The following is a 26,667-nucleotide window of genomic DNA, read 5'->3' as shown; positions in this document are numbered from 1 at the left end:
CGGCAAAGAGCGCGCGCATTTCCTCGGCGGTCTTGAAATAGACCTCCGGGGAGTAGGTCATGCGGCTCTGGTCGTAGATGCTGGCACCGGTGCCGATGCAGATCATGATGTCGTGCGACTCGTGATCACTGCGGTTGAGGAAATGCACATCGTTGGTGGCGACGGTCTTGAGGCCGTATTCCTTGCCCCACTCGATCATCTGCCGTGTGCTGCGGCGTTGCTGCTCCATGCCGTGGTCGGCGATTTCGAGGTAGAAATTCTCGGGCCCAAAGATGTCGCGGAATTCGAGCAGGCTCTTTTCGGCCTCGTCCTTGCGGTCGGAGAGCAGGAACTCGTTGATTTCGCCGTTGATGCAGCCGCTGAGACAGATGAGGCCCTTCGCATGCTCGCGCAGGGCGTCTTTATCGACCCGCGGCTTGTACCACTGGCCGTCGAGGTGGCCTTTGGTGATGAGTTTGGAGAGATTGTCGAAACCTTCGTTGCTGGCGGCGAGCAGCGTGAGGTGCGAGGCACGTTTGCGGCCGGTGACTTCTTTTTTGTCGTGCATCGAACCCGGCGCGAGGTAGGCCTCGCACCCGAGGATGCTCTTCACCTTGGCCTTTTTCGCCGCCATGTAGAAGTCGATGGCACCGTAGAGATTGCCGTGGTCGGTCATCGCCACGGCGGGCATTTCCAGCTCCTTCACACGCTTCATCAGCGTGTCGATGCGCACCGCTCCGTCGAGGAGCGAGTATTCGGTATGGAGATGGAGGTGGACGAAGGAGTCGGGCATTCGGCGGGGGACAGGATTAACAGGATGTGGGCCGGATTAACAGGACGAGTTGTTCACATCGAGCCTGGCTTGCGATGAGCACGATGATGGTGGCGATGGCGATTCAACATCTGCCACGCCACGATGCCCAAGATGATCGTGATCGAGAGAGCAATGAGGAGGAACAGTGGGTTTGATGTCTCAGGCGGCGATGCTGGAGGTGGTGCGGGGGCTTCCGCAGTCTTGAGCTGGAACGCCCGGCTGGTCTCGCCTGGGAAAAGCACCTGCGGACGTGGTTCGGCTCTTCCAGCCTGGGTATGCAGCAGGATCAGGGTGGTGTTCGCGTCTTTGGCGAAGTCGATCTGGAAGGTGGTCGCAGTTTCAGGAAGCCGGCCGCTGGCAGTGGCGAGCAGATGAATCTCCTGGGTGTCTGCTTTGAGTGGATTGTTGTCAGCGCCGTCGATGGCCTGAATCTCGCAGTCGGGCAGGACGCTTTTTTGACCTCCAAACAGCACACCGAGCGCACCGGAGAGGTATTCCCGTGCTTTTTGATGCGTGGTGGCTCTCTGCTCGGGTGTCTGCTCCCGATACCATGAGCCAGGCACGGGCGGCAGCGTCGTGGGGTCAGCGGCCAGGAAGATGCGTGGATCGACGTTGATTTGCAGGGTGTAGGTGCGGTCGGCGGCGAAATTCGCCTCGACGGTCATATTCGGGACCACATGGGCCTGCGCCACGCTGATGACTGCGAGAAGTGCCGCCAAAGCGCGTTGCAGGAAATGTCCGCGTCTAAAGTGAAAAAGCATGGTTGATGGTGGGCATGTCTGCGGCGATGGCAAATCTGATCGTCTTAGGCACCGGAAATGTGACGGAATTGATGTGTTGAATTCAAAACGGAAGGAAAACCCGAGAAAGAACCTGCGAAAAACCTTGTAGCTAGAGCACGACCGCGCTTGACTTAAGGCGCGCAAATTGATTCAAAAGGATATTCAGTTTACCACCCGCATGGGAGCCACACTTAAATCACTGGAAAAAGAGCTCGAGATCGTTCTCGAGGACTTCAACCTGATCGGCCGCAGCCCGGATGCCAGCATCCGTCTGGTGGACGGCGGCGTGTCACGTCAGCATGCCACCATCCGCCGTGATGGGCAGCTTTTCTGGGTCTCCGACCTCGGCAGTGCCAACGGCAGCTTCGTCAATGACGTGGCCGTGACCACCGCGCGTGCGCTGCGGCATGGTGACCGCGTTCAATTCGGCACCAGCATCTTCATCTTCGACAGCCAGGACGAGGAACGGCCGGCAAGCGAGTCGAGCAACGTCAGCACGCAGTCGCTGCATACCATCGCCCTGCCGGTCAAAACTCTCCGTGCGACCCTGCTGGTGGGCGACCTGCGCAACTTCACCACCATTTCCGCCCAGCTCAGCGCCGAAGAAGTCGCCGCCATGCTGCGCGAGTGGTATGCGCAATGCGAGCAGGTCTTGAAAACCCGCGATGCCATCATCGACAAATTCATTGGCGACGGCGTCTTTGCCTACTGGATGGGCGACGACATCGCCACGCGCGTTAAGGCCACCGAGGCGGCCAAGCTTCTCAGCGGTCCCGATGCCCACGAATCCCCGAAGCGCAAGTGGCTGCGCGACAACATGAACCTCGAAGTTCATTGTCACATCGGCATCAACATCGGTGACGTTGCCCTCGGTGCCATGGGCCGTGGCGTCAACACCGCCGTGGGAGAGGCTGTGAATGTGACCTTCCGCATCGAAAGCCTCACCCGCAAACTGCAGGTGCCGGTGCTCGCCGGTGCGCCCTTTCTCAAAGACTGGCCGGAAGGCCTGCAGCTCTTTCAAAATGCCGGCATCCACCCTGTCAAAGGTCAGCCGGAGCCGGTCGAAGTTTACTCGCTGCTGGATTTCCCGACAGTGTCGATCTGATTGAGCAGACCGGCCATGTCCTCCCGCGTCATGCGGTAGAACAGCCACTCGCTCATCCGGCGTGCGAAAACGACGCCACCTGCGCCCTCGCGAGAGGTTTCAGCTCGATTTGCAGCTTCGCACTCATGCCAATAACGCCGGATCGCCGAACAAGGTGAAGTTCGCCGCCTCGGTGATGCGCACCTTGAAGATTTCGCCGACATGGCGATCACGGTTGCCTTCAAACACCACGATTCGATTCGATCCCGTGCGCCCCGTGAGACGCGCCTCATTCGTCTTGCTCGGCCCTTCGCACAAAATCTCGACCTCCTGGCCCACGAGCGCGTCATACATCGGCAGCGCGATGCGGTTCACCAGCGCCAGCAAATCCTGATTGCGCTCCTCTTTGACGCGCTCCGGCACCTGCGTGGCCTCTTCCATCTCCGCCGCCGGTGTGCCACGGCGTTTCGAGTAACGAAACACGAAGGCGTTGTCGAAACGGATGTCTTCAAAGAGCTTCCGCGTCTCCAGATAGTGCTCCTCCGTCTCGCCGGGGAAGCCCACGATCACATCTGTCGTCACAGCGATGTCTGGACGTGCGGCGCGGATGCGCTGCACCAACTCCGTAAACTTCGCCGCCGTGTAAGGCCGGTGCATGCGCTTCAAAATCGCATCGCTGCCGCTTTGCACCGGCAGATGCACATGCTCGGCCAGTTTTGGCAGATAAGTGAAGGCTTCGATCAGATCCTTCTTGTAGCCAATCGGGTGCGGACTGGTGAAACGAATGCGCTGGATGCCCGGCACCTCATGCACGGCCTCCAACAGTTGCACGAAGGGGCTCTTGCCGTCCACGACGGGAAATTCATGCCTGCCGTACAGATTCACGATCTGCCCCAGCAGCGTCACTTCCTTCACGCCACGATCCGCGAGTCGCCGCACCTCCTCCACGATGTCCGCGATCGGCCTGCCGCGCTCCTCACCGCGTGTGTAGGGCACAATGCAGAAGGTACACTTCATGTTGCAGCCCTGCATGATGCTCACAAAGGCGCTCGCCTGCTTTTCCTTCAGCGTGTGATCACGAATCGTGTTCTGCGAGGCCTCTTCCTCATCGACATCGACAATGGAAAAGCGCTCTTCGTCCATCTGCCGCGCTTCCTTGGCCCGGATGATCTCATCCACATAATCCACCACGCGGTGATACTTCTGCGTGCCGACGACGAGATCAACGCTCGCCTTCTTCACCAGCTCACTGCCACGACTCTGTGCCATGCAGCCCATGAATCCGGTCACCAGCGGCACCTTGCGCCGCCGCACCATGCCCATCTTCCCCAGCGCCTTCTGCTCCGCCTGATCGCGCACGGAGCAGGTGTTGATCAACACCACATCCGCATCCAGATCCGTCCCCGTCATGGTATAGCCGCGCTCGACGAACATCTGCGACACCTGCTCGGTGTCGCGCTCGTTCATCTGGCAGCCGTAAGTCTTGATATGGACGCGTGGCATTGAGAGCGCGGAGGGTAGCTTCTGCCGCTAAAAAGACAACGCGGAGGATTCCATCGACAAAACCCGCCCCTGATGACATCGTTCCTGCAGTTCCCATGCCCACCGTCCTGGATTCCCCGCAAGCCCGTGAACGCGTTCTGCCTTTGAGCGTGGCGGCTTATCATGAACTCGGCGCGCGCGGGATGATCTCGGAGCGCTCAGAGCTGCTCAGAGGTGTGATCTTTGAAAAGATGCCTAAATCACGCCTTGATGTCCGCCTCGTGCGGCTTCTGGAGCAATGGCTCCGCCAGCAGCTCCCTGCCGACTTTCTCCTGCAAAAGGAAGACCCCATCACCTGCGCCGATTCAGAACCGGAGCCTGATCTCGCCCTGATTCGCGGCCAGGAGGCCGACTTCGCTGACAAGCATCCCATTACCGCTGAACTCATCATCGAAGTGTCTGTCTCCACCGAAGACACTGACCGCTCGAAAGCGGCGGTTTATGCCGAAGCCGGCGTCAAAGAATACTGGCTGGTGCTCCCCGAGAGCCGCAGCATCGAAATCTTCACCCGGCCATCTTCCTCCGGTTATGCCGGCCACGACATCATCGCCGATGTCGCAACCAGCACGGTGCTCCCAGAATTCCGCGTGAAGCTGAGCGAGCTTTATGCAGGCGTTTAAGCTTTGATCTCAAAGATCGCCTCAACCTCCACCGCTGCCCCGGTGGGAAGCTGCGCAAAGCCCAGAGCGCTGCGCGCGTGGTAGCCGTCGCCCTCCTTGCCGAAAATCTCGTGCAGCAGGTCGGAGCAGCCGTTGATCACCAGATGCTGATCGCTGTATTCCAACGTCGAGTTCACGCAGCCGAGCACCTTGATCACCTTCAGGCCGTCCAGCGTGCCATGCGTGTCCCACACCGAGCGCAGCACCTTCTCCGCGCAATTCTTCGCCGCCTTGTAGCCATCTTCGGTCGAGACACCCGCGCCTAGCTTGCCCTTCAAGTCACTCACATGGCCGGAAGTGAGGAGCTGACTGCCACTGCGGATGCAGAGGTTCAAATACGCGGGCGGTTGCTTCGCGAAAACGAGGCCGAGGGATTCTGCTTTTTGCTGGGGAGTCATGGTTGGGAGTGAGAAGTGGATGCAGAATACGAATTGGAAAATGAAAATTGCAAAACAGGGCTTGATTACGTCATGCTGGGCACATGAAAATTCTCCACTGGTTGCTCGTCCTGCCGATGCTGAACCTCAACGCGGCCGAACTCGACGCAGCCGCGCCGGCAGTCAAAGCGGTCAATGATTTCGCGGCAGCGCATCACCGCCTCCTGCCAGCAGGCAATGCTCTTGTGTCACCGTGGTCGGTTCAGACGAACCTCGCGATGGTTTATGCGGGAGCCGATGGAAAAACACACGAGGCCATGAGAACAGCCCTCTCTTTCGGCAGTGATGAACCGGCGTTGCACCTGGGCTTCCAAAGTTTGCAACAGGCGCTGCGGATGAAGCCAGCGGCTGGTGTTCCCATGGATCTCCGCACCGTTAACCAGCTCTTTGTCGCCAGGAGTCTCGCGCTTCAACAGCGCTGGCTGGAGATCACCCGCTCCAGCTATGCCGCCGAAGCCACGCCAGCAGATTTCGCTCACGATGCCCAGGGAGAGACCGCACGGATCAACCAATGGATCAGCCAGCAGACGAACGCCAAGATTCCCGAAATCGTCCCGGCCGGAGCGCTTGATCCCCTGACACTCATGGTGCTGGTCAACGCCGTGTATTTCGACATGCCGTGGGATGAGCAGTTCACCAAGACACTGACGACAGACCAGCCGTTCCATATCGATGCGGCTCATGCCAAAACGGTGCCGCTGATGTTCAAGCAGCATGCGTTGCGTTACGCGCAGGAACCCGGCTTCCAGATCGCCGCCCTGCCGTATGCGGGCGGGACGTTTCAGTTTGTGGTGATCCTGCCTGACGCCATGGACGGCCTCGCGGCGCTGGAACAGCAGCTCACCGGAGAACTGCTGTCAGAATGCGCCAAGCTTGCTCCCGCCGAAGTTCGGCTGTCACTGCCGCGCATCGTCATGGCATCGCCGGTCACGAGCCTCAAACAAACTCTTTCGGCATTGGGCGCAGGCGAAATGTTTGACAGGCAGAAAGCGGACTTTTCACGCATGGTCGTCGCTGCGGCCAAGCTGAGCGTGCATGTCTCCAACTTGTTTCATCGCACCTTCATCGAACTCGACGAAGACGGCACGAAAGCCGCCGCCGCGACATCGACAATCATCAGGGCGAAAAACGGCGTGCCGCGTGAACGGCCGCACAAAGTCGTCAAAGCCGATCACCCGTTCTTGTTTATGATTCAGCACGTTCCTTCCGGCGCATGCCTGTTCCTCGGCCGTCTGTCCGATCCGGCTCCAGGATCACCGAGTATAAGCGGCCCTCCGTCCCAGCGAGTTCGACCAGCATCCAAAAAATGAGGCGCGCCGCTACAGCCCCCACGCCTTCACCACGCCACCCATCTGCCACATCAGCTTGTCCAGCGCGAGGCCGATGCCTTCCTTGCGGCCGTTCATCAAACCAGCCCAGCAGACGCCTTTGGCGGTGTGAACCATGATCGTGCTCGTGCCGGGCAATGAACCGCCGTGCCACCAGTTCGGCACCTTGTTCACGTTCCAGCCGCGCGCGTAGCTCGCGCTCATGGCCGTGGTCATCGTGCGAATCGATTCCTCATTCAGCAGCTTCGGCAGTTGCGATGCAAAGCGCACCAAATCGCCCGCCGTGGCGATCCAGCCGCCGTGCGAGTCCATGCGCACCACATTCATGCTATAGGCCGCGCCAGTCTTTTCGGTGAGATACATCGCTTCCTTCGGCTGGCGCTCCGCCGAAGTGTTTCCGGCGATCTTCATGTTCGTGATGCCGCATTTCGACAGCACCTGCTGTGTGATGAGCGTCTCATAGGGCAACTTGGTGACTTTTTCGAGCACGCGGCCGAGCACGCAGTAGCCGAAGTTTGAATACGCGTAGTGCTCGCCCGGCTTGTGCGTCTGCTTTTGGTTCGCCAGCGTCCACGCGATGAGTTCGTCGTGCTTCATCGCCGCGTTCTTGAACATCGGATCATTCTTGTCGTTCGCCCAGCCGCCGCTGGTGTGCGTGAGCAGATGATCAATCGTGATGGCGAGCACGGATTCTGGCAACTTCGAGCCATACGCATCGCCCAAGACGCTTTGCGGGCCGAAAACCTTGTCGTCGAGCTTCAACTGGCCTTTCTCGACGCTCATCATCACCGCGGTGGCCGTGATCGGCTTCGACACGCTGGCGATGCGGAAACGATGCTCCGGCGTCACCGCCTCTTTGCCATCGGTGTCGGCAAAACCGTAGCCATGTTCGAATTCAACCGTGCCATCACGCCCGTAGGCGATCGACAGGCCCTGGATGCCATGCTCGTGAAGAAAACCTTCCGCGATGTCGCGTATCGATTTCGCCTCAGATTTTTCCGGCGTAGCCGCAAAGACCGGCCATGCAGCCAGAGAACCCACAAAAGCGCGTCGTTTCATACGGGCATCATCACACCTTGACGCCTCCCTTTCGTCAATGAAAACATCCGCATGGTCAAATCCCTCGCGCTGCTTTCCCTGCTCACCTGCTGCATCCACGCCCAGGTCGTCGATACCAGCACAGTCCTCGGCAAGGTCGTCTGCGGTTATCAGGGCTGGTTCCGCTGCGAAGGCGATGGCAGCAACAACGGCTGGCATCACTACGCCGCACGCGGAAAATTTGAGCCGGGACACGCGCACATCGAGATGTGGCCGGATGTGAGTGAACTGCCACCGCAGGACCGCTTCGCCACGCCGTTCAAGCTCACCGACGGCCGCACCGCCGAGGTCTTCAGTTCCGTGCGCGAGTCCGTCGTGCAGCTTCATTTCAAATGGATGCGCGATTACGGCATCGACGGCGCCTTCGTTCAGCGTTTCGCCAGCACCACCCGCGACAAACGCTTTCGCGAGCCGATGGATCAAGTTCTCGCGCACTGCCAATCCGCCGCCAAAGCCAATGGGCGCGGCCTGACGCTTATGTATGACCTCAGCGGCATCAAAGACGACGGCATCCAGCTCGTGATCGACGACTGGAAGCGCCTGATCGCCGAGAAACGCCTCGAACGCGATGGTCCCGCGTATTTCCATCATCACGGCAAGCCGCTCGTCGCCCTCTGGGGCCTCGGCTTCAACGATCGTGCGCCGCTGCTCGACGAATGGTCACGCTTGATCACGTTTTTGCACGATGACGGCTGCGCCATCATGCTCGGCGTGCCCTACTACTGGCGCACGCTCGATCACGACTGCATCAAGGATCCCAAACTCCACGAACTCATCGCCCGCGCTGACATCGTCAGCCCCTGGGCTGTGGGCAGACTTGCCACGCCACAGGACGCAGCCAATCGGGTTGAGAAAATCCTCAAACCCGATGTCGCATGGTGCGCGGAGCACAAGCTCGACTACTTGCCCGTGATCTTCCCCGGCTTCAGTTGGCAAAATCTCTCCAAGTCACGCGGTCAGGAGGCCAAGTTTGATGCCATTCCGCGTCTTGGCGGCCAGTTTCTCTGGTCACAGGCGGTAGCAGCGAAACAAGCCGGTTCGCAGATGCTCTACGTCGCCATGTTTGATGAGTTGGACGAAGGCACGGCGATTTTCAAAACCATGAATCAGCCACCTGTGGGTGACAGTCGATTCCTTGCCGAACCCAGTCTGCCAAACGATCACTATCTCTGGCTCACCGGCATGCTCGGCAAATTGCTGAGTGGGGAATCATCGAACGAAATGCCAGCGCGTTGAATCGTGGAGCGCGAGTATGGCGAAGCCTACTCGCCACTTGTCTCGCCTAGCGTGTACAATTTGTTCACGCCATTCCCTTTTCCACCTTTTGGCAGCATTCCACGCGGCAGGAATGTCAGGCGAGTAGAATACTCGCGCTCCGTCACGACAGATCCGACGCCAGCACCGAGTTCGCAGCGCGCAGGGCCAATTCCTTCGCCTGGGCGATCACACGCACAGGGGTGTTGTCGAACATGTAGGCATGGCAGCTCGGGCAGGTGACGGCACGCGTCACCACGATGGAACCGCAGCCTTCGCAGACTTTGTACTGCTCGGGATGGGTGGCGATCTTCTCCGCCTGCTTCAGACGTGAGTCTGGTTTGTGCTCGTGCGCGCTCATGAACCCCGGATGCTACGGCGGCATTGCCTAAGCGCAACGTCGGCGATGATCATCTTGCGCTGTTTTTTGCGGTTGCTTTGTGGATGTTAAGCAGTGGCGCGATGAAGGCGGACTGACGCTCGCCACTACCGTAGCGGATGTCGTCAGCCTTCCGCCGAGCGTCTCACGATCACCCCAGGCCTTCCACACTCCATCCTTCACGATACTTTCGCACGAGCTGAGCATTCAGCGCCGGCTTGTTCGTCACTAGGCCAGCCGCAGCATCCCAATCGATCCAGCTGCCGGGATTTCTCTCTGCCAGCACACCGAGCAGCACGGCTTCCGTCACCGGGCAGCCATACGTCGGCAGATCAGTGGCGGCCTTCTCGCCCTTCATGCAGGCATCGACCCAATCCGTGTAGTGATTGGCGATTCGCGTCTTCGGATAGGTGTGGCCAGTGAATTTTTCCTCCGGCACCAGCCACGGGCGCTGGCTGTGCGGTTTGAAGATGCCGCCGTTCTCCCCGATGAAGAAAATACCGCTCGGCGTGTCTTTGGTGAGCACACCGGGCTTGATGACGCGGCTGTCATACGGATAACCGCCGTCGCTCCAGGTCATCTTGATCGTGTCGCCCGCGGTGAGCGGCGTGCCGGGGAATTCGAGTTCGAGATGACGCTTCTGAGCATACAGATCTCCTTTGCTGCCCTCGTCGAGGCAGCGGACTCGCTTCGGCGCTGCGAGACCGAGGCAGGCGAAGACGACATCGAAGTAGTGGCAGCCCATGTCGCCCATCATGCCGACGCCGAAGTCTGCCCACGAGCGCCACATCGACGGATGATACGCGCCTTCGAGAAACGGCACCTCGTTCGCGATGCCGAGCCACAGGTTCCAATCGATGCTCTCCGGCACCGGATCAGCCTGTGCTTTGCGTTCGGTGACTTTCGGCCACCAAGGCGCCTTCTTGTTCTCCCAGCAGATGACTTCCTTCACCTTGCCGATGGCCCCGCTCTTGATGAGATCAACCGCCAGCGACGTCTCGATGCTCGAATGCCCCTGCGTGCCCATCTGCGTCGTCACGCCTGCCTTCGCCGCCTCAGCGCCGAGAATCCGCGCCTCGTGGATGTGGTGCGTGAGCGGCTTCTGCAAATAGACATGCTTCTTCGCCCGCAACGCCGTCACCGCCATCGCCGCATGCATGTGATCCGGCGTGCCGATGGTCACCGCGTCTATGGTGTCGCCCAGCTTCGCCAGCATCTCGCGATAATCCCGAAACACCGCAGCATCCGCCAATCGCGTCGCCGCATCGGGGTCCTGCAACTCTTTGCGGCGAGTCGCGTTGCCACCACGCGCCAGTTCGAGCGTCTTCGCATCCACATCGCACATGCTGACAAGGCGCACTTTGGGATGCTGCAGCACGCTCATCATCGTAACACCGCCCATCCCGCCGACACCGATGGAAGCCACCTGAAACATCGAGTTCGGCGAATTCGCGCTCAGGATGGCAGGCGCGGAAACGTAAGCTGATGAGGCGAGGGATTGTTGAAGAAAGCGGCGGCGGTTCATGGTGCCTGCTTGAACGCAGAGAATTGCGGGCTTCTGTCCTAAAGCACAAGCAACACAGGGCAAACTGGCAATGCCTTGCCGACAACAAGCCAAGTGTTATTCTTCGACATATGCGTGAATATTTCTGTGAAACGTGTCCGCTAGCATTTTCGATCGATAGCTTCTTACATCCGACAACAACGGGAGCGGTAGGCAACTGGGTGTGCAGGTCGTGTGGCACCATGCATCAGTTCAGGTTTTGTAGGACTTCACACGACTCCGAAGACCGTAAAACTGGAACTTCGGAGCTTTTCGCTCTGCTAAGTCCATTTCGTTCCTCAGAAGAAATGCATACGTTGCCGAGGAAATGGATCAAAGCAGGAAGCTTTCAAAACATTCCCCCTCTTGAGTCCTTCGTATGCCACCACTGCAAAACATTGGGCAGTTTGATCGGTGTCGAGAAGCCAAAAACAGAAGATGGTCGTTGGCCAGTTTTCAAAGATCCCGATGGCAATCTCCACTGCCCTGTTTGCGACGGGCCAATCAAATGCGTCCGTAGCTACCTGATCAACTGATTATCTCAAAAGCGATGTTGGCCTTGAACGACCTTCACTGTACGTTCATCTCACGGCCACGCCCGACGACTTCCGAATCTTCAGCAGCATCGGAAAGCACGTCTGCAATCCGGCGCTATCGTGTTCGTTGCGGGCGGAGCTGAGGGCGGCGTGGATGAGGGTGTCCTGGTCCTTCACCCAGTTGGCGGCGCGGAAGAAGATGGGGCGCTCGTTTTCTTTCTCGCGGATCTGCACGCCGTTGAGGCCGATGTCATCGACGATGACGCCATGCGGCAGGCCATGCACGTCGAGGTTGATGAGGCCGTCGTTGCCCTGGCGGACGGCGCGAATCCAGGCCTTCACGGTCTGGCCGGGGACGAGGGTGATTTCGAGCGGCTTGGTCTCGTCCTTGATCTCGCGCATGACGGCTTTGCCGCCGTTGTCGGGTTCCATGGCGATGATGAACTTCGGCGCGGCACCGAGCGTGACTTTGCCGAAGGTTCCAGCGTCGTGCGTGATGCCCTTGGCTGTCGCGGTGATCTTGAGCTTGCTCCAATCGGCATCCGCTTTGGCATCGGGCGCGGCGCGGAGTGATCCGCTGATCAAATCGTGCCCAGCTTCAATGAGGATCGGTGAGGAGGCGAAATAACCCAGTGGCAGGCCGGTGATGTCGATCTGGATCGGATCGTCGAAACCATCGACACGATCCGCGCGGAAGGAGAAGCCGATGGAGGCTCCGGGCATGACGGTGGGGTTCATGCCGGCCAGTTTGACGCTGAAGTCGGGCTTCGGCTCGCGGATAGTGAGGGCATACACAAAGCGTTCGCCGCTCCAGCCGCGCGTGTCGGTGACTTTGACGACATAACGACCATCCTCAGGCGCGGTGAAGGCGAGGCGCGAGTCGCTGCCGAGCTTGCGGTCGCCACTGTCGTCGTTGCTGTTGTTCAAGGTGAAGACGGGCAGTCCATTCGGCACGATCTGGCTGCCGATGGGGCGTGGCTCGACAACGTAGCAAGGTTCATCGAGCGAGTGCGAGGTGGCGCTGGTGTCGAAGTAGGCGCGGCGTTTGCCGCCGTTGATGTAGAAGAAGCAGCCGCCGTCCGGCCCGCGTGGCATGCGCACGATCTTCATCACGTCGCCATTGAAATTGACGAACTCATTGAGCTCCATCTCCTCCCAGTTTTGCAGGCGGATGTCTGGGTTGTTGGCATCGACGCTGCGGAAGTTGTTGTAGCTGTCGCGCACGGATTGAAGCATCACACGCGGCACCGGCTGGCCTTTCGCGTCGAGGATGTCGAGCTTCGTGTCGGCGGGAGAACCGGCTTGGGCAGCGAGGGTCTCGATGATCCACGTCTGGCCTTTTTTCGCGGTGAAAGAGTAGCCCGTCTCTCCAGAGGCGGGATTCTGGGGACGCTCGACTCGGCTCTGGAGAGCCAAGCTACTGTTGATCGTCACGGGCGCGGTCACTTCATGCGTTGTCGTGCCATCGACATGCGTGCGTCCACTCACACGCAGCACTGGCATGGAGCGGAAGCGCAGCGTCTTCGCATCGAGCGGCACGTTCATCAGGCCTTCTTTGTCGGCTTTCATCATCACGCTGGCTTTGTCGCCGAGATGGTGGCCGATGAGCGTGACGTTCGTGTCCTGACCGACTTGTGCGGCGAGCGGCGACCACGCGGTGACATACGGCAGTGCGCCAATGGTGAGGCGATACGCATGATCCGCGCTGCCATCCATCGTGGTGTTGCTCACGAGCACGATGTAATCGCCATCCGCGGGCGCTTTCCAGGCGAGGAAGGGATCGCTGCCGCTGTCGAGGCCGCGATTCACGGCGAGGACGGTGCGGTTCGTGTCCATGATCTCCAGCGTGGGCGATTTCGCCGTGCTGGCGACCTGTGCGATGCCAAGATCAAGCACGAGTTCCTCGCCTGCCTTCGCGGTGAAACGATACGCGTCATGCTGGCCGATCTCCGTGAGCGTGCCCCACAGACTCGCTGGTAGTTTTGCGATGGCGACCGGCGCTTCTTTGAAATCCGTCGCCTTCGTGACGGTGGGCGCGATTTCATCGGCATACACTTTCAGCTTCGCGGATTCACCGCCGGGGTTTTTGAGCCAGACATCATAAGCACCGCGTGGCACATCGGCGCTAGCCGTGATCTTCAATCGTGCGCTCGTCGCCTTGATCGAGCTTTTGACGAGCTGCGCTTTGATCCCCGGATTCGAGGCCATCGCAGTCGTGTCTTCGGTGAAGTTCTTGCCCGTCAGCGTCACCAGCATCTCGTCACCGATGTGCGCGGCGCGAGGTGTGATGCGCGTGAGTTCGGGCTTAGTCGCTTTGGCAACCATCGCGGGTTTGGCAGGCGCGGGGGCCGTCACGGTCTTGCCGGTGGTGGATTCATAAACGCTGAGGCTGCCGTCGATGCGTCCGGCGACGAGCTGCGCTTTGTCGGTGAAGGCGAGGGCGGAGGACCAGTCGGGCTGTTTTTCGAGCGGGAGTTTTTCGGTGAGATCGGCCGTGTTCCAGAGTTTGAGCGACTTGTCGGTCGAGGTGGAGGCGAGCAGTTTGCCGTCGAGGGACAACGCGAGCCGCAGGATGCCGCCCTCATGCGCGAAGCGGCTGGTGACGATCTTGTTCGTGCCTTCCTTGGCATCGGCGCTGATGTTCCAAAGGCGGATGCGATTGTCGGAACCGGCGGCGAAGAGCTGTTTGCCATCGGCGCTGAAAACAACGCTGGTTTGCTCCTTCGTCGGCTGCGAGAGCGTGTCGAGTCGCAAGCCGGTAGGGATGCTCCAGAGCTTCACCGTGCGGTCTGCGCTGGCGCTGGCGAGCACCTTGCCATCGGGGCGGAACGAGAGGCCGTTCACCGCGCCGTTGTGGCCTTTGAGCAGTGTGACTTCCTTGCCCGTGGCCGTGTCCCAGAGGCGGACTTTTTGATCGTAGGCTCCGGTGGCGATCAGTTTGCCATCGGGCGACACAGCGAGCGCATACGCGGCATCGAGATGCCCTTCAAACGACTGCTGCAAGGTGCCGTCGCTCGTATTCCAGCGCTTCACCTCGCCCACGATGCCGGCTTCGCCGCCTGCGGCATACACCGCGTCGCCATCGGGCGAGAATGCGACGGCGTTGGCCTTGCCCTTGATGCCGGTGAGCTTGCGAATCACCGCCCGCGTGACCGGATTGAGCAGTTCCACCTCGCCATAACGTCCCACCGCGATGAGCTGCACCTTCGGCGAAAACGCCACGGCCAGAATCGAGCGCTTCGGCGGCACCGTGGGCATGATCTTCGGCGTGATGACCTCCTTCGGCATCGGTTTGCCTTCCGCAACGAGCGGGCCTTTCGCGCCTGCATCGATCCACGCTTTGATCAGCGCAATCTCCTCCGGCTTGAGCTTCTCGCGCTTGCCCGGCGGCATGAATTCGTTTTTTCCGCCGCGACCCGAACGCCCTTCGAGGAACTTCACGAGCATGCTCTCGCTGCCTTTGCCCGCGACGATGGCGGCACCTTCCTTCCCGCCCTTCATCAGCGCTGCGAAGGTGTCCAAGACAAATTCGCCATCGGCGTCGTCCGCGCTGTGGCAGTCGATGCAGTAGGTGTCCCAAAGCGGGGCGATCTGCTTCGTGTAGTCCACAGTTTGGGCGTGGGTGGTGGCGAAGGCCGTCAGGAAGATAATGAGGAGGCGTTTCATGGATTCACGAGTGATTCGAGGGTGTAAAAGGTCGCGGCAGCGTCTTGGAGTGCGCCGGCCCTCCGGCGCTTTCGAGTGTCCACAGGCCTGCGAAAAGCTCCAGAGAGCTGGAGCACTCCAGGACGCTGTCGCGCGATGCGGAGATGCTGGATCGCTCTACCTTGGACGGAACCCCGTTGGGGTTCAGCGGGATGGAGACGTGGGGTGACTTGATACCCAGGGTTCTGCGAACCCTGGGCTGCATGACGCAAGCCCGTTGGGCTTGGGCTTTGGGCCAAAGATCACTCATAGTATTTTGCGGCGAGTAGCATCTCGGCAAACGAACGCCAGTTAGCTTCATCTGGGACTCGTGAACTCATACCCCAGGCCGATAACGCTCCGAGAAAAGGTCCAAGCCTCGGATTCTCCCATCCCGCTGCGGCAGGCCCGTATGGAGAAGACGGCGTGGTCTTTTCGACCTCCTGCGAGTTCTCCCAATCCGCACAAAGCAGGCCGACAAACTCCAGAAACGACTCCTTGGAGCTGACTTGTTGAACTGCTTGTTCGAGGTCCATGAGGCTCTACGATTTAGTGATTAAACAAAAACTCCTTCGACCCCATCAAGCTCCAGAAGATGTCTTCCAGTGTTGTGCGGCGGTCTTCGGGTTTGGCGGTGGCGAGAAGCTGCGTGGCTTTCGCGATTTCGCGTTCGGTGGGTTCGCGGGTGAGCGTCACAAGATAGGCTTCTTCGATGATCTTGGCGTCGGGTTGCTTGCTGGCGAGGAGGGCGTCGAGGTGGTTGTCTTTCTGCGAGAGCTTCAGGTTCAGGGTCTCGCCATTTGCGATGTGGAGGGCCTGGGCCATGCTGGGTTCGTTGGTGCGCTCGCATTCGCAGGTGGCGACGCGGTCGGCGCGGCCGAAGCTCTTGAGGAAGTAGCTGGCGATGTTGCTGTCGGGCAGTTGCAGCGCGCGGAAGCCCATGGGGTAGCTTTCGCTGGTGCCCTTGTTGGCGTTGCGTTTGTCGATCTTGAACGTCGTGGGCGCGGCGGTTACCTGCGAGATGGTGTCGAGCAGGATTTCTGCCTTGAGACGACGCGGGACGTAGTGCGAGCCGTAGCGGAGATCGGTGATGTTTTCAGGAAGCGTGACGCTGCTGCGCTGGTAGGTTTCGCTTTGCAGGATGGTGCGCATGAGAGCCTTCAGATCGAATTTGTGCTGCACGAGATGCGCGCAGGCGGTGGCGAAGAGTTCTTCGTTGCTGGCGGCGTTGGTGACGCGGAGGTCATCGACGGCTTCGACGAGGCCGGCACCGAAGAAGTTGGCCCACACGCGATTCACGATGGCGCGTTGGAACAGTTTGTTGTCGGCACCAGTGAGCCAATTGGCGAGCACGATGCGGCGATCCTCAGTGGAAGTCATCGAGATGGGCGTGGTGACATCAAGCGGGCGCGGCGGCGGCGGTTTGCCAGTGAGCGGGGCGACGAGATCGCCCTGCGTGTCGGAAAACAGCACGCGCTCGTCGGCCTGCGTGCCGTTCTTGGTGCGGACGCGGGCGAACAGATTGGCGAAGCCGTAATACTGCTCGTTGGTCCATTTTTCCATCGGGTGGTTGTGGCATTTCGCGCAGCCGATGGAAGTGCCGAGGAAGGCGATGCTGACGGTCTCGGCGCACTTGGTGGGTTCGTCGTTGAGGACGAAGAAATTCACGCCGCCATGCTCGAGCGTGCTGCCGGTGGCGGTGAGGAGATCGCGCACCATGGCGTCCCAAGGGGTGTTCGCGGCGACGTGGCGGCGGATCCAATTGTAATACGACCACATCGCCTCCGGCATGAGTTTGTCGCCGTTCACGAGCAGCAGATCGCTCCAGCGATGCGACCAGTAATCGACGAACTCAGGCCGCTGCAGCAGCGAGTCGATGAGGCGGTCACGTTTGTCGGCGGTCTTGTCGGCAAGGAAGACGCGGGTTTCATCGAGCGTTGGCAACACGCCGATGGTATCGAGAAACGTGCGGCGCAGGAACTCATGATCCTCGGCGCGGACGGAAGGCGGGATGTTCAACTCACGCAGTTTTTTCAGCGTGAGTTCGTCGATGAAGTTGCGCGGCTTCAGCGCGGCGAACGCGGCGGGATCGACGTTGCTGGCGTTCGGAATCGTGATGGTGGCGAGCGCGAGGCGGCTCAGATACCACGCGCTGACGCTGCCCTCGCCACTGCCGGTGGTTTTGATGAGGCCGAAGTCATCGACAGTGGCCACGCTGGCATTGGTGGCGTTGTATTTGGTCCAGCGCGTGACGTCCTCGCTGCGTCCGTCGCTGAACTTCGCCGTGACCTTGAGCTGCACCGTTTTGCCCGCCTGCGTGACAAGATGCGGATGCGAGACCTCCAGCGAAACGATGCGTGGATCATCCGCCTTCGGCCCCGGCGCACCAGCGGCGATCCAGTCAGCGATGGCTTTGTATTCGGGCGAGTTCACCTCGAAGCGCTTGTCGCCCTTGTGCGGCACCATCTTGGTCGCTTTGAGCAAGAACAAACTGCGCGCCGGATCTTCCATCGTCAATCGGCGGCCATTCGCGCTGCGCGTGATCGAGATCCAGTCGCCCTCGTCATCGAATCCACGCAACGAGAGACGGAAACCGCCCTGACCGGCAGCAGCACCGTGACACGCGCCCATCGCGCAACCATAACGCGTGAGGATCGGTTGGATGGTGTTGCGGAAAGACGGGGTCTCGGCGGCGTGAAGCGTCGAACTGAGAAGGACAAGCAAGATGAGATGACGGCGGTATTGCATTATCAAAAAGGGGCGGTTAAAATCTGGCTATGAGTGCGACTCAAATCATGGCCGAACTGCCGAAGCTCTCTCATGAGGAGCGAAAGCAGATCATCGAACAAGCGATGGATCTGAACTACGACGCTGCGGAGCGTGAGGCGGTGGAGTGGGCAGAGGCGTGCGCGGCGGCAAGTTTTCAGATGCTCGACGAAATGGAGGCGGCTGATGCGGCAAAGAATTAACCCAGGGGAAGTCTGGATCGTTGATCTGGGCATCGCAGGCAAGATTCGTCCCGCACTGGCGCTGACAGGCGAGCCTGCGGACAACGAGTTGACTTTGGTATCGATCGTTGCGCACACGACATCACTCCGAGACGACAATCCATGGCAGGTGGTCGTTCCAAAGCCCTTTTTGAGGTCTGGGGCGTTCCACTTGCAGCAGATCAACTCCGTCCCGTCAGCGCGGTTTGAGCGGTATCTTGGCAGACTCACGGACAGTGAATTTGCTAGCATCAAGGCGAGGCTGGGAGATCGGCTGGGCATTTGAGTTTATTTTCTGGCGAATAGGCTGGAGATGCGGAGTTGCATGAATCAGGGGCGGAATTTAAGGTGCCAGCATGAGCACACTGGCTGAAATCGAGATCGCAGCGGCGGGATTACCGGCGGCGGAGAAGCGTTCGCTGCTGAGCTGGCTCAAGGCGGAGCTTTCGGTCGAAAACCAAGCGAACGCCGAAGGCTCGCGAGTTTCCGGCCTCGGCAAGGGCAAGTGGCAGGTGGCGGACGATTTCGATGCTCCGCTGCCTGACGAATTCTGGCTGGGCCGCGACGCATGAACTACCTGCTCGACACGCACGCCTTCATCTGGTGGAACGAAAACAGCCCGAAGCTGCCAGCGCATGTCCGGCAGACGCTGAGCGACCGCTCGAATCAGATCTGGCTCAGCCACGCGAGTGTCTGGGAACTGCAAATCAAGATCCAACTCGGCAAGCTGAAGCTGGGCGCTCCGCTGGCCGATCTGATCGACCAAGAAACCCGCGTGAACCGTCTTCGTCTGCTTTCGATCAGCTACGACGACATCCTGAAACTCGACAGCCTGCCCATGCATCATCGCGATCCTTTCGACCGGATGATCATTGCACAGACGTTGACGGGCGGATTTCATTTGGTGGCGTGTGACTCGGAGTTTCCGGCTTACGGTGTTCCTTTGTTTTGGTGAGGCTTTGCCGCGCCGCTTACCGTTTTATTAGCGAAGTAGAAACCGTGGAGCCGCTGGAGTTCAGCGCGTTCCCTCTGTCTGCTCGCAGTCCAAGTTTTGAGCGTCACTTCCAAGTTGCCTGGAACAGATAAAGTCGGGTCAAACACCTGTATCTCTTTGGCAGCCGAAATGGCAGCGTCCAGATCATGCTTGCCACTGGTTAGCGAATGCCATGCCGTGGCTCGCAGATACTCAAGTCGCTGGTTATAATGCAGAAGCGACGGTCTCGACTCACGAAGCAGAAATGACCGCAAAGTGAGAACGTCTGCCTCGGAAAGTGCCATGTCATCGAATTCGCTCAGCGTCAGATCATCTGTCGAATAGTGGCCGTCGAATTCGTCAGTGACCAGTATGTCATCGGCACCGTTGTGAATGGCGTATCGGACGTAGGATCGCTTACCCGAACTCGGACTGTGGCCAAAAATGCAGACGAACTGATGCGCAGGAAGGTCGTGCTGGATATAGCTGTTCCCGCATCCGCTATGCTGATGGAACTGGGCACGGTGCCACCTGCCGTCATCCAGCTTGGCTTCCAGGCGGAGGTAGATGTCACCATCCTGGCTTGGCACTTGAAGATCATGATCAGAATCGTTGATCAGATAGATCGGTGCGCGCCCCGACTGGATAAGCTCCTGGCTGAAGGTATCGCTTCCGTAGCCTCCTACTTTGAGGCTGATTTTGCCCTCAACTTTTCGGATTGTGGCTGGCAATTCAGAAGTCGGATGAGGTTCCCATTTGTACCATGGGTAGCGGGCAAAACCCTGCGGGATCTCTTCTTCCTGTCTCGCGTTTTCTTGAGGCACCTGAGGCAACCTCCATAAACGTGTAAGCAGGCGACTGTGAAGCTCCAGCCCGACGGCAGCCACGCTGAGCAAGCCCAGGAATGTCAGTAGCCGTCGTTTGTTGTATAAGGTCATGGCGAGATTGGCGGGTGAGGGCGTCCGCGCTCCAATGATTTACGCAAACAGCTCCTTGATCGCCTGCGTGCCGAAATCGACGACAGGATAGGGTCTGCCTTGCGGGCCGGGGAGTTCGGTGTGGAGATCGACGCCGAGTGCTTGGTAGATGGTGGCGACGATTTCTTTGGGGGCGACGGGGCGCTCGGTGGGGTAGCCGCCGATGTCGTCGGATTTGCCGATGACTTCGCCGCCTTTGACGCCGCCGCCGGCGAAGTTCACGGTCCAGCAGTTCGGCCAGTGATCGCGACCGCCAGCGGGATTGATCTTGGGCGTGCGACCGAATTCGGCGAGGCAGGTGACCATGGTGTCGTCGAGCATGCCGCGCTGGAACAGATCCTCGATGAGGGCGCTGTAGCCTTGATCGTACATCGGCGCGACGATGTCTCTCATGCCTTCGATGCTGGTGAAGGGTTTGGAGCCGTGAATGTCCCAGGTGATCTCGCCAAAGACGGTGATGAAGGTGTTCACGGTTACGAAACGCACGCCGCGCTCGACCAGACGACGCGCAAGTAAGCAGCTCTGGCCGAAGCGGTTCAAACCGTAGCGCTCGCGCACTTTGAGCGGCTCTTTGGTGAGATCGAAGGCCTCACGGGCCTGTGTACTAGTCATGATGCGGTAGGCGGACTCGAAGTTCGAGTCCATGAGCTTCGCCTGCTCGCTGTACTCGAAATTACGCACGCTGCTGTCCACCAGCTCGCGCATCTGCTTGCGACGTTCGAGGCGCACGTCGCCGATTTCCTTTGGCGGCAGCAGATCGGGCACTTTGAAGTCCTTCACGGCCGGATCGGCATTGAGGACGAAGGGATCATACGCTTTGCCAAGGAAACCCGCGTCCTGACCGTGAGGCATATTGCCGCCGGTGGGTCCCATCGACTCGGGCAGGATGATGTGAGCCGGGAGATCGCTGCGGCGGCCTTGCAAGAACTCCAGCGCACTGCCGACGTGCGGTGTGTTCACCCCGCCGGTGAAAAGACGGCCCGTCTGCATCATCTGATGGCCCGTGTCATGCACGGCGGCGGCGGTGTGGTAGCAGGAGCGCACGAGGCTGAACTTGTCGGCGATCTTGGCATGCAACGGCAGGATCTCGGAGATCTCAAAGGCATTGCTCTTCGTGCGGATTGGTTTGAAGGGGCCGCGAATCTCACTTGGCGCATCCGGCTTCATGTCCCAGAGATCCTGCTGGCTCGGCGCACCCAGATTGAAGATCATGATGCAGGCCTTGTTGCCTTTTTTCGGGTCCACCTTGCCTTCGGCCTTCAATTTGGCGAAGCCGGGCATCGTGAGGCCGATGGCGCTCAAAGCGCCAGCGGAAAGGAAGTCGCGGCGAGTCACGCCATCGCAGGTGGTGGCGGAGCCTTTGTCAGTGAATTTGAACATGATGGTGCGCGTTGAGGTTGAACTGCTGATTCATACGCCAACCGGAGCAGTATCTAAATGGACGATGCCACTTTGGCTTTGGCGGGTTCAGGCGGTGTATTGTTGCTGTCGGAGCCGGTTTTCGGCATTCTCAGCGCCATGAATGCGCCTCATTGCCAGAGCTGCGGCAAAGGTGCGTTTTATGTGATGCAATCGTGCCAAAGAAATGAGTGTTCAATCCTCCGCGTGGCATGCTAGTCTAAAAGCCACTCTCATGAAAACCATCCTCATCGCCCTCTCGCTGCTGCTGACCGTCTCGCTCCACGCCCAGACTACGCCGGGACAAACCACCCCAACACAACCCCAGCAGGATCAGGTCACGCGTGATGGCCTGTGGGACGGCAGGCTCAAGGGCGGCAACTACATCGTGCGCTGCAACTCGATCATCGCCTTGTCCAAACACGAGTACATCTCCGATGGTGTGGCACGAGTGGTGGAGGTCAATCTCACGCTCAATTCCGCGCAGATTGTGCGGTTTTACTTTCTGGAGCCTTACAAGCCGGAGACCGGCAGCAGCACGCTGGGTGCAGGCACGCAGGCCTTGGAAAAAGCCAAAGGTATGTTCGAACAAGCCGCTGGCCGTGTCTCGCCCGAACTGACAACTCCCAAGGTCGTGAAAAACTACCCGGCATCGACGCATGCGCACACGATTGAATTCGTGCTCAAGGAAGAAGCGACGCTAAACTCGCTCTTTGGCAGTCTGGAGCGTTCGTTCCGCACAGGACAGGGCCGCGTGTGGGCAGAGTAATAGAATGGCGATGCCAGTACCGGCGCAAGGTTCGATTCGGACGGACAAGAATGTCCGTCTTCCTTACACATTGAAGCGCCACTCGACGACGTCGCCGTCGCGCATGACGTATTCTTTGCCTTCGATGCGCCACTTGCCCTTTTCCTTGGCTTTCGCGTTGGAGCCGAGTTCGACGAGGTCGTTGTAGTGGACGATTTCACCGGCGATGAAGCCGCGCTCGAAGTCGCCATGGATGACTCCAGCGGCCTGCGGGGCTTTCATGCCTTTCACGATGGTCCAGGCGCGGGTTTCCTTCTCGCCGGTGGTCAGGTAGGTCTGGAGGCCGAGGAGGGCATAGACGCCTTTGATGAAGAGTGAGACACCGCTGTCATCGACGCCGATGTCGGCGAGGTAGGCTTTGGCATCTTCAGCGGAGAGGTCGGTGAGTTCGCTTTCAATGGCGGCGCTGACGACCACGGCGCTGGCTTCGTGCGCGTGCTTCACGTATTCACGCACTTTGCCGACGAAACGATGCCCATCGGGGTCGTTGGTGGCGGCAGCGAGTTCGGACTCGGCCACGTTGCAGGCGAAGATGCAGGGCTTGGAGCTGAGGAGGAAGAAGGATTTGAGCAGCTTCCGCTCGTCATCGGTGCATTCGAGTGTGACGGCGGGTTTTCCTTCGTCGAAATGCGGGATCAGCCTCTCGCAGAGGGCGAGTTCGGCCTTGGCGTCTTTTTCGCCGCGTTTGGCGTTCTTTTCGGCTTTGTCCTTGCGGCGCTGGATGGCGTCCATGTCAGCAAGGATCAACTCGGTGTTGATGACCTCGATGTCGCGCACGGGATCAATCGTGCCGCTGACGTGCGTGATGTCGCCGTCTTCAAAGCAGCGCACGACATGCACGATGGCATCGACTTCGCGGATGTGGCTGAGGAATTTGTTGCCGAGGCCTTCGCCCTGGCTCGCGCCTTTGACGAGACCGGCGATATCGACGAACTCGATGGCCGCAGGGACGAGCTTGTGCGAGCCGGAGAGCTTGGAGAGCACGGCGAGGCGCTCATCCGGCACGGTCACGACGCCGGTGTTCGGCTCGATGGTGCAGAAAGGGTAGTTCGCCGCCTCCGCCTTGCGGGTGCGGGTGACTGCGTTAAAAAGGGTGGATTTACCAACGTTTGGAAGACCAACGATACCGGCTCTGAGCATAAGGGCGGCGAGAGTAGCGGTGTGCCACGTCTGCGCAAGCCTGCTCTGCGTCGGCACCTAAATTCAAGGGTCACGGCAACGTGGTAGCCGTGGGAACCTGAGTGCCGCCTGTAGGAGCCGGAGTGCCTGGGCCGCCGGTGGGAGCGGAAGAAGCACCTCCACTGACCGCGGTGTTATTCGTGAAGATGATGCCACCGTTGTTGTTGATGGGGGTTAACGTCACCCCGCCAGTGCCGGTGACAGTCAAATTACCACTGGTAAACTGCTGGGCAGCAGCTCCCGAAAGCACCAAAGAACCAGAACCGACGACGACCCTGGTTGGCTCCGATCCCTGCGGGTTCGACAAGGCGTTGGTGATCACGATTGCTCCATTGCCAGCCCGAAGCAGCCCTTGTGATGAAATGGAGTTGAGTGGGATGGCAGGGACCGTGCCGCTTTGGATGACAGTGCCGCCAGAATTGATATTCAGGGCGGCAAATTCTGCGGTGCTGCCGTTGACGAGTACGCTTCCTGCCGATAGGTCAACCATGGTAAGACTGGTCGCCTGGTTCTGCGCTGCTGAGCCGCTGAGGAAAACATTGCTGCCAGAGACTGCGCCGGAAATACGCAGGCTCGCCGTTGAAGCTGACGAAGTAGTGCTATTCTGGCTTTGCAGTGGTGGACCGAGGACATTGGCATTGCCGTCGGTTTTGCTTTCCAAGCTGCCAGTGCCGAAAATGCGCGTCAGCAGGCCGGGGCCGTCACTTTTCACCTCAGCCATTTTGAACTCGCCGAGCTGGATTTCGTTTGCGCTGCCATCAGCATTGATCGTCATCGTCTGCGTGCCCTTACTGTCGTTGCGCGCAAGCGTTAGAGTAGCGCCGAGCGCCTGCGCTTGGTGCGCCACTTCCTGGCGGATCTCGGGGGCGGCGGACAGTTGCTGCTTGAAGCTGGCGGTGTCGAGCAACGCGCTGGAATGCGTGAGGGTGTTCAGGTTCACCTGCACCGTGTCCCGGGTGCCTTCCGGGCGTTGCACGATCAAGTTGCCAGGATTGAGGGCCATGTTCTGACCTCCCAAGGCACCGCGAGCGCTGCCTTCGAGGCAGGTCATTTTCACCGAACCGTCCGGCATTGCCGCCACAATGGCCGAACCACGCACCGTGACATCCCCCTGCGGTGTGCTCACTTGCACCGCTGGACGGCGCAGGAAGCCGTCGCCAGAGGAAACCAACACAACTCCCTTGGTGAGCGAGATGTCGCCCCGGTCGCCGACTTGGGCTGCTGTGTTGGAGCCGAGCCGGACCACGCTGCCACGCTGGTCCACGGTGGCCTCCGCACGCGCTCCCGCACCTGTGACCACCTGATTGCCCTGGGTTCGCACATTGCCGCTGCTAAGCGTGAGCGAGCCGGCCATGAGAGCCGTGGTTTGAACCGCGACGATCAGGGGAATGATAGAAGAAAGTTGTTTCATGGGAGGGTTTTGAATGGGTTGATTATGGATTTATGCCAGAAAAACGGATGCAGTGTCAATCCCGCTGTCAAAACATCACCAAGCATGCGAGATGACCAGTCCTAAGCCGGTGTTCAGTGCCTGGTAGTCAAACGCGTTGACGTCGGAGTGGTTGAAGATGCCGCTGACAAACAGGTCCGCCCTGAAATGGGTGGTTACCTGACACGACAGTCCCAGAAACAGCAGGTGATTGAGATCGGTGCGGCTGACTTCGGCGTGGTCGAACCAGGCGAAGCGATACAGTGCCGTGGTCGAGAGACGCGGCGTGATCTGCCACAAGGCTCCGGCCTGGGCACTGTATTCATGACGACGGAAGTCCACCGGCCCGCCAGCGACGCTGACGGCAGCATTGGCCCCCAGCCAGGTGCTGACGCTGGAGGCGATCGCCCAGCCCTGACGTAAGCCAGCCTCTAAAAAGTGCGCTTCATAGAACCGGTTGCCCCAGTTCCATGGGGAATTCTGACGGTTGTAGCGATACTGCGCCCAGCCGGTGAAACGGGACATGCCGCCGGGCAGTTGCCCCTGGCCGTGGTTGTACTGCAGCCCGAACTGGCCACCAAAGTCATCAAAGTCGAGCTGCTGCTGCTCGGCATAGCGCCAGAGCGAGTAATGGGTCATCGCCAGCAGTGAGACCTGCTCCGAAAGTTTGGGGAACCACGCAGCACGCAGGCCGGGCCGCCCCACCCAGTCGGAAACCGTTGCGGTAGGACTCAAGGCGGCGTTGGAAGTGAAAAACCCGGCGGTCTCGAGCGACAGCAGCCACTGCTCAGGCTCCTGCCGCACCAATCCGCTGATGCTTTGCAGGCCGAATTCACGATCGAGCAGATCCAATTCCTGCTGGCTGCCGGGCGTGGCAGCCGCTGCGCTGCGCGTGGCCTGCCGTTGCGTGCGCAGGGCGGCACGAACGGTCTGGTCCATCATCGCCCGGTCCACGGTAGGACTTTGCGCCAGACTGGGAAGGGTCCCGGTAAGACTGCTGATCATGACAAGAACCAGAGCGGGGAAGGGATTGCTCGGCGACATGCGCACGGTTTTTATGGCACGGACTCACAGTCGTCAATGCTTGTTTCGTGAGGCTTGCGCTTTCTCGTGCATCAGCGACACTCCGCGCCCTTTTTGCGGCTAACCCATGTCTTTTGAGCTTCTTGCCACCGATCCATCCTCCAGCGCACGTCGCGGGCGGTTGACGACGCCGCATGGCGTGGTGGAGACGCCGGTGTTCATGCCGGTGGGGACGCAGGGCACGGTGAAGGCGGTGCATCCGGATGAATTGAAGGCGCTGGGGACGCAGATCATCCTTGGGAACACGTATCACCTGTTTGTGCGGCCGGGGATGGAGATCATGAAGGCGGCGGGCGGGCTGCACGCCTTCTCGAACTGGGACCGGCCCATTTTGACCGACAGCGGCGGCTTTCAGGTGTTCTCGCTGGCAAAGCTGCGGAAAATCAAAGAGGAGGGCTGCTATTTCCAAAACCATCTGGATGGCACGCCGATGTTTCTGGGGCCGGAGACCTCGATGGAGATCCAGGCGACGCTGGGGTCGGACATCGCGATGCTGTTTGATGAATGCACGCCGTATCCGTGCGAGGCTAAAGAAGCCGAGAAGAGCCTCGATTTGACCCTGCGTTGGGCCAAGCGCTGCCGGGCTTGGATTGATGAACACCGGCCGCAGACGGGCGGTGGAGCGCAGTTACACTTCGGGATCGTGCAGGGCAGTGTCTATAAAGAGCTGCGTGAAAAATCAGCGCGGGAGCTGGTGGCGATCGGCTTTGATGG

The 26,667-nt window shown here is 59.7% G+C and carries 25 protein-coding genes; 10 read left to right on the top strand and 15 right to left on the bottom strand.

Going from position 1 to position 26,667, the window contains the following annotated elements:
* Window positions 1–772, bottom strand: a 772-nt coding sequence (locus ACKVY0_RS20995; RefSeq protein WP_409216806.1) for a PHP domain-containing protein, incomplete at its 3' end; no start/stop codon positions are given.
* 53 nt (window positions 773–825) lie between these two features.
* Window positions 826–1,554 (bottom strand): hypothetical protein, encoded by a 729-nt coding sequence (locus ACKVY0_RS20990; protein WP_409216805.1) that lies wholly within the window; start codon window positions 1,552–1,554, stop codon window positions 826–828.
* 199 nt (window positions 1,555–1,753) lie between these two features.
* Between ACKVY0_RS20990 and ACKVY0_RS20985 the strand changes: the two genes are divergently transcribed.
* The gene (locus ACKVY0_RS20985) at window positions 1,754–2,680 is read left to right on the top strand and encodes an FHA domain-containing protein (protein WP_409216804.1); all 927 of its coding nucleotides are present in this window, start codon (window positions 1,754–1,756) and stop codon (window positions 2,678–2,680) included.
* 123 nt (window positions 2,681–2,803) lie between these two features.
* Here ACKVY0_RS20985 and miaB read toward each other — a convergent pair whose 3' ends face one another.
* The gene (miaB, locus tag ACKVY0_RS20980) at window positions 2,804–4,162 is read right to left on the bottom strand and encodes a tRNA (N6-isopentenyl adenosine(37)-C2)-methylthiotransferase MiaB (protein ID WP_409216803.1); all 1,359 of its coding nucleotides are present in this window, start codon (window positions 4,160–4,162) and stop codon (window positions 2,804–2,806) included.
* Between the two features lie 95 nt (window positions 4,163–4,257).
* Here miaB and ACKVY0_RS20975 point away from each other — a divergent pair, with 95 nt between their 5' ends.
* Window positions 4,258–4,821: a Uma2 family endonuclease gene (locus ACKVY0_RS20975; protein WP_409216802.1), complete on the top strand. Its 564-nt coding sequence runs from the start codon at window positions 4,258–4,260 to the stop codon at window positions 4,819–4,821.
* Here ACKVY0_RS20975 and ACKVY0_RS20970 read toward each other — a convergent pair.
* Window positions 4,818–5,258, bottom strand: coding sequence for a RidA family protein (locus ACKVY0_RS20970; protein ID WP_409216801.1), 441 nt, complete (start codon window positions 5,256–5,258; stop codon window positions 4,818–4,820). The two genes, ACKVY0_RS20975 and ACKVY0_RS20970, sit on opposite strands and share 4 nt — an antisense overlap.
* A gap of 83 nt (window positions 5,259–5,341) precedes the next feature.
* Here ACKVY0_RS20970 and ACKVY0_RS20965 point away from each other — a divergent pair, with 83 nt between their 5' ends.
* A complete protein-coding gene (locus tag ACKVY0_RS20965) occupies window positions 5,342–6,607 on the top strand; it encodes a serpin family protein (protein WP_409216800.1) in 1,266 nt (421 codons plus the stop codon).
* Window positions 6,608–6,616: 9 nt separating this feature from the next.
* Here ACKVY0_RS20965 and ACKVY0_RS20960 read toward each other — a convergent pair whose 3' ends face one another.
* On the bottom strand, window positions 6,617–7,684 hold the full coding sequence (locus ACKVY0_RS20960; protein WP_409216799.1) for a serine hydrolase domain-containing protein: 1,068 nt from the start codon (window positions 7,682–7,684) through the stop codon (window positions 6,617–6,619).
* Between the two features lie 51 nt (window positions 7,685–7,735).
* Here ACKVY0_RS20960 and ACKVY0_RS20955 point away from each other — a divergent pair, with 51 nt between their 5' ends.
* Entirely contained in the window at window positions 7,736–8,959 is a 1,224-nt protein-coding gene (locus ACKVY0_RS20955; RefSeq protein WP_409216798.1) for a glycoside hydrolase family 71/99-like protein, read from the top strand.
* A gap of 142 nt (window positions 8,960–9,101) precedes the next feature.
* Here ACKVY0_RS20955 and ACKVY0_RS20950 read toward each other — a convergent pair whose 3' ends face one another.
* From ACKVY0_RS20950 to ACKVY0_RS20930, 5 genes are all read right to left on the bottom strand, one after another.
* On the bottom strand, window positions 9,102–9,338 hold the full coding sequence (locus ACKVY0_RS20950; RefSeq protein WP_409216797.1) for a hypothetical protein: 237 nt from the start codon (window positions 9,336–9,338) through the stop codon (window positions 9,102–9,104).
* Window positions 9,339–9,507: 169 nt separating this feature from the next.
* Window positions 9,508–10,881 carry a Gfo/Idh/MocA family protein gene (locus tag ACKVY0_RS20945; RefSeq protein WP_409216796.1) on the bottom strand — a complete coding sequence of 458 codons (1,374 nt, stop codon included), beginning with the start codon at window positions 10,879–10,881 and terminating at the stop codon, window positions 9,508–9,510.
* A 599-nt stretch (window positions 10,882–11,480) separates the two neighbouring features.
* Window positions 11,481–15,101, bottom strand: a complete 3,621-nt coding sequence (locus tag ACKVY0_RS20940) for a c-type cytochrome domain-containing protein (protein ID WP_409216795.1) — start codon at window positions 15,099–15,101, stop codon at window positions 11,481–11,483.
* Between the two features lie 281 nt (window positions 15,102–15,382).
* A complete protein-coding gene (locus ACKVY0_RS20935) occupies window positions 15,383–15,655 on the bottom strand; it encodes a hypothetical protein (RefSeq protein WP_409216794.1) in 273 nt (90 codons plus the stop codon).
* Between the two features lie 13 nt (window positions 15,656–15,668).
* A complete protein-coding gene (locus ACKVY0_RS20930; protein WP_409216793.1) occupies window positions 15,669–17,867 on the bottom strand; it encodes a DUF1549 domain-containing protein in 2,199 nt (732 codons plus the stop codon).
* Window positions 17,868–17,896: 29 nt separating this feature from the next.
* On the opposite strand from ACKVY0_RS20930, the gene ACKVY0_RS20925 reads away from it, so the two are divergent.
* The 4 genes from ACKVY0_RS20925 (at window position 17,897) to ACKVY0_RS20910 (ending at window position 19,061) form a co-directional block, all read left to right on the top strand.
* On the top strand, window positions 17,897–18,088 hold the full coding sequence (locus tag ACKVY0_RS20925; protein ID WP_409216792.1) for a hypothetical protein: 192 nt from the start codon (window positions 17,897–17,899) through the stop codon (window positions 18,086–18,088).
* A complete protein-coding gene (locus ACKVY0_RS20920) occupies window positions 18,072–18,392 on the top strand; it encodes a type II toxin-antitoxin system PemK/MazF family toxin (RefSeq protein WP_409216791.1) in 321 nt (106 codons plus the stop codon). The genes ACKVY0_RS20925 and ACKVY0_RS20920 overlap by 17 nt, the downstream gene beginning before the upstream one ends.
* Window positions 18,393–18,462: 70 nt before the next feature.
* Window positions 18,463–18,678 (top strand): hypothetical protein, encoded by a 216-nt coding sequence (locus tag ACKVY0_RS20915; protein WP_409216790.1) that lies wholly within the window; start codon window positions 18,463–18,465, stop codon window positions 18,676–18,678.
* Complete coding sequence (locus ACKVY0_RS20910; protein WP_409216789.1) at window positions 18,675–19,061, top strand: type II toxin-antitoxin system VapC family toxin; 387 nt, start codon at window positions 18,675–18,677, stop codon at window positions 19,059–19,061. Before ACKVY0_RS20915 ends, ACKVY0_RS20910 begins: the two co-directional genes overlap by 4 nt.
* Here the strand turns inward: ACKVY0_RS20910 and ACKVY0_RS20905 are convergent.
* Both ACKVY0_RS20905 and ACKVY0_RS20900 read right to left on the bottom strand, forming a co-directional pair.
* On the bottom strand, window positions 19,037–20,017 hold the full coding sequence (locus ACKVY0_RS20905; protein WP_409216788.1) for a hypothetical protein: 981 nt from the start codon (window positions 20,015–20,017) through the stop codon (window positions 19,037–19,039). The two genes, ACKVY0_RS20910 and ACKVY0_RS20905, sit on opposite strands and share 25 nt — an antisense overlap.
* A 39-nt stretch (window positions 20,018–20,056) precedes the next feature.
* Entirely contained in the window at window positions 20,057–21,436 is a 1,380-nt protein-coding gene (locus tag ACKVY0_RS20900; RefSeq protein WP_409216787.1) for a DUF1501 domain-containing protein, read from the bottom strand.
* Between the two features lie 253 nt (window positions 21,437–21,689).
* Between ACKVY0_RS20900 and ACKVY0_RS20895 the strand changes: the two genes are divergently transcribed.
* Window positions 21,690–22,223 (top strand): hypothetical protein, encoded by a 534-nt coding sequence (locus ACKVY0_RS20895; protein WP_409216786.1) that lies wholly within the window; start codon window positions 21,690–21,692, stop codon window positions 22,221–22,223.
* Between the two features lie 63 nt (window positions 22,224–22,286).
* On the opposite strand, the gene ychF is transcribed toward ACKVY0_RS20895, so the two are convergent.
* The 3 genes from ychF to ACKVY0_RS20880 form a co-directional block, all read right to left on the bottom strand.
* Window positions 22,287–23,402: a redox-regulated ATPase YchF gene (gene ychF, locus ACKVY0_RS20890; RefSeq protein WP_409216785.1), complete on the bottom strand. Its 1,116-nt coding sequence runs from the start codon at window positions 23,400–23,402 to the stop codon at window positions 22,287–22,289.
* A 70-nt stretch (window positions 23,403–23,472) separates the two neighbouring features.
* The gene (locus tag ACKVY0_RS20885) at window positions 23,473–24,852 is read right to left on the bottom strand and encodes a FecR domain-containing protein (protein ID WP_409216784.1); all 1,380 of its coding nucleotides are present in this window, start codon (window positions 24,850–24,852) and stop codon (window positions 23,473–23,475) included.
* Window positions 24,853–24,927: 75 nt separating this feature from the next.
* The gene (locus ACKVY0_RS20880; RefSeq protein ID WP_409216783.1) at window positions 24,928–25,875 is read right to left on the bottom strand and encodes a hypothetical protein; all 948 of its coding nucleotides are present in this window, start codon (window positions 25,873–25,875) and stop codon (window positions 24,928–24,930) included.
* A gap of 145 nt (window positions 25,876–26,020) precedes the next feature.
* Here ACKVY0_RS20880 and ACKVY0_RS20875 point away from each other — a divergent pair.
* Window positions 26,021–26,667, top strand: a 647-nt coding sequence (locus tag ACKVY0_RS20875) for a tRNA guanosine(34) transglycosylase Tgt (RefSeq protein ID WP_409216782.1), incomplete at its 3' end; no start/stop codon positions are given.

This window comes from Prosthecobacter sp., from assembly GCF_046154365.1.
Taxonomy (GTDB): domain Bacteria; phylum Verrucomicrobiota; class Verrucomicrobiia; order Verrucomicrobiales; family Verrucomicrobiaceae; genus Prosthecobacter.
This window is presented reverse-complemented; position numbering and strand designations above follow the sequence as displayed.

Coding starts and splice junctions, on each gene's coding strand:
- ACKVY0_RS20990 (WP_409216805.1), bottom strand. CDS start 1,554: ATGCTTTTTCACTTTAGACGCGGACATTTCCTGCAACGCGCTTTGGCG.
- ACKVY0_RS20985 (WP_409216804.1), top strand. CDS start 1,754: ATGGGAGCCACACTTAAATCACTGGAAAAAGAGCTCGAGATCGTTCTC.
- miaB (WP_409216803.1), bottom strand. CDS start 4,162: ATGCCACGCGTCCATATCAAGACTTACGGCTGCCAGATGAACGAGCGC.
- ACKVY0_RS20975 (WP_409216802.1), top strand. CDS start 4,258: ATGCCCACCGTCCTGGATTCCCCGCAAGCCCGTGAACGCGTTCTGCCT.
- ACKVY0_RS20970 (WP_409216801.1), bottom strand. CDS start 5,258: ATGACTCCCCAGCAAAAAGCAGAATCCCTCGGCCTCGTTTTCGCGAAG.
- ACKVY0_RS20965 (WP_409216800.1), top strand. CDS start 5,342: ATGAAAATTCTCCACTGGTTGCTCGTCCTGCCGATGCTGAACCTCAAC.
- ACKVY0_RS20960 (WP_409216799.1), bottom strand. CDS start 7,684: ATGAAACGACGCGCTTTTGTGGGTTCTCTGGCTGCATGGCCGGTCTTT.
- ACKVY0_RS20955 (WP_409216798.1), top strand. CDS start 7,736: ATGGTCAAATCCCTCGCGCTGCTTTCCCTGCTCACCTGCTGCATCCAC.
- ACKVY0_RS20950 (WP_409216797.1), bottom strand. CDS start 9,338: ATGAGCGCGCACGAGCACAAACCAGACTCACGTCTGAAGCAGGCGGAG.
- ACKVY0_RS20945 (WP_409216796.1), bottom strand. CDS start 10,881: ATGAACCGCCGCCGCTTTCTTCAACAATCCCTCGCCTCATCAGCTTAC.
- ACKVY0_RS20940 (WP_409216795.1), bottom strand. CDS start 15,101: ATGAAACGCCTCCTCATTATCTTCCTGACGGCCTTCGCCACCACCCAC.
- ACKVY0_RS20935 (WP_409216794.1), bottom strand. CDS start 15,655: ATGGACCTCGAACAAGCAGTTCAACAAGTCAGCTCCAAGGAGTCGTTT.
- ACKVY0_RS20930 (WP_409216793.1), bottom strand. CDS start 17,867: ATGCAATACCGCCGTCATCTCATCTTGCTTGTCCTTCTCAGTTCGACG.
- ACKVY0_RS20925 (WP_409216792.1), top strand. CDS start 17,897: ATGAGTGCGACTCAAATCATGGCCGAACTGCCGAAGCTCTCTCATGAG.
- ACKVY0_RS20920 (WP_409216791.1), top strand. CDS start 18,072: ATGCGGCAAAGAATTAACCCAGGGGAAGTCTGGATCGTTGATCTGGGC.
- ACKVY0_RS20915 (WP_409216790.1), top strand. CDS start 18,463: ATGAGCACACTGGCTGAAATCGAGATCGCAGCGGCGGGATTACCGGCG.
- ACKVY0_RS20910 (WP_409216789.1), top strand. CDS start 18,675: ATGAACTACCTGCTCGACACGCACGCCTTCATCTGGTGGAACGAAAAC.
- ACKVY0_RS20905 (WP_409216788.1), bottom strand. CDS start 20,017: ATGACCTTATACAACAAACGACGGCTACTGACATTCCTGGGCTTGCTC.
- ACKVY0_RS20900 (WP_409216787.1), bottom strand. CDS start 21,436: ATGTTCAAATTCACTGACAAAGGCTCCGCCACCACCTGCGATGGCGTG.
- ACKVY0_RS20895 (WP_409216786.1), top strand. CDS start 21,690: ATGAAAACCATCCTCATCGCCCTCTCGCTGCTGCTGACCGTCTCGCTC.
- ychF (WP_409216785.1), bottom strand. CDS start 23,402: ATGCTCAGAGCCGGTATCGTTGGTCTTCCAAACGTTGGTAAATCCACC.
- ACKVY0_RS20885 (WP_409216784.1), bottom strand. CDS start 24,852: ATGAAACAACTTTCTTCTATCATTCCCCTGATCGTCGCGGTTCAAACC.
- ACKVY0_RS20880 (WP_409216783.1), bottom strand. CDS start 25,875: ATGATCAGCAGTCTTACCGGGACCCTTCCCAGTCTGGCGCAAAGTCCT.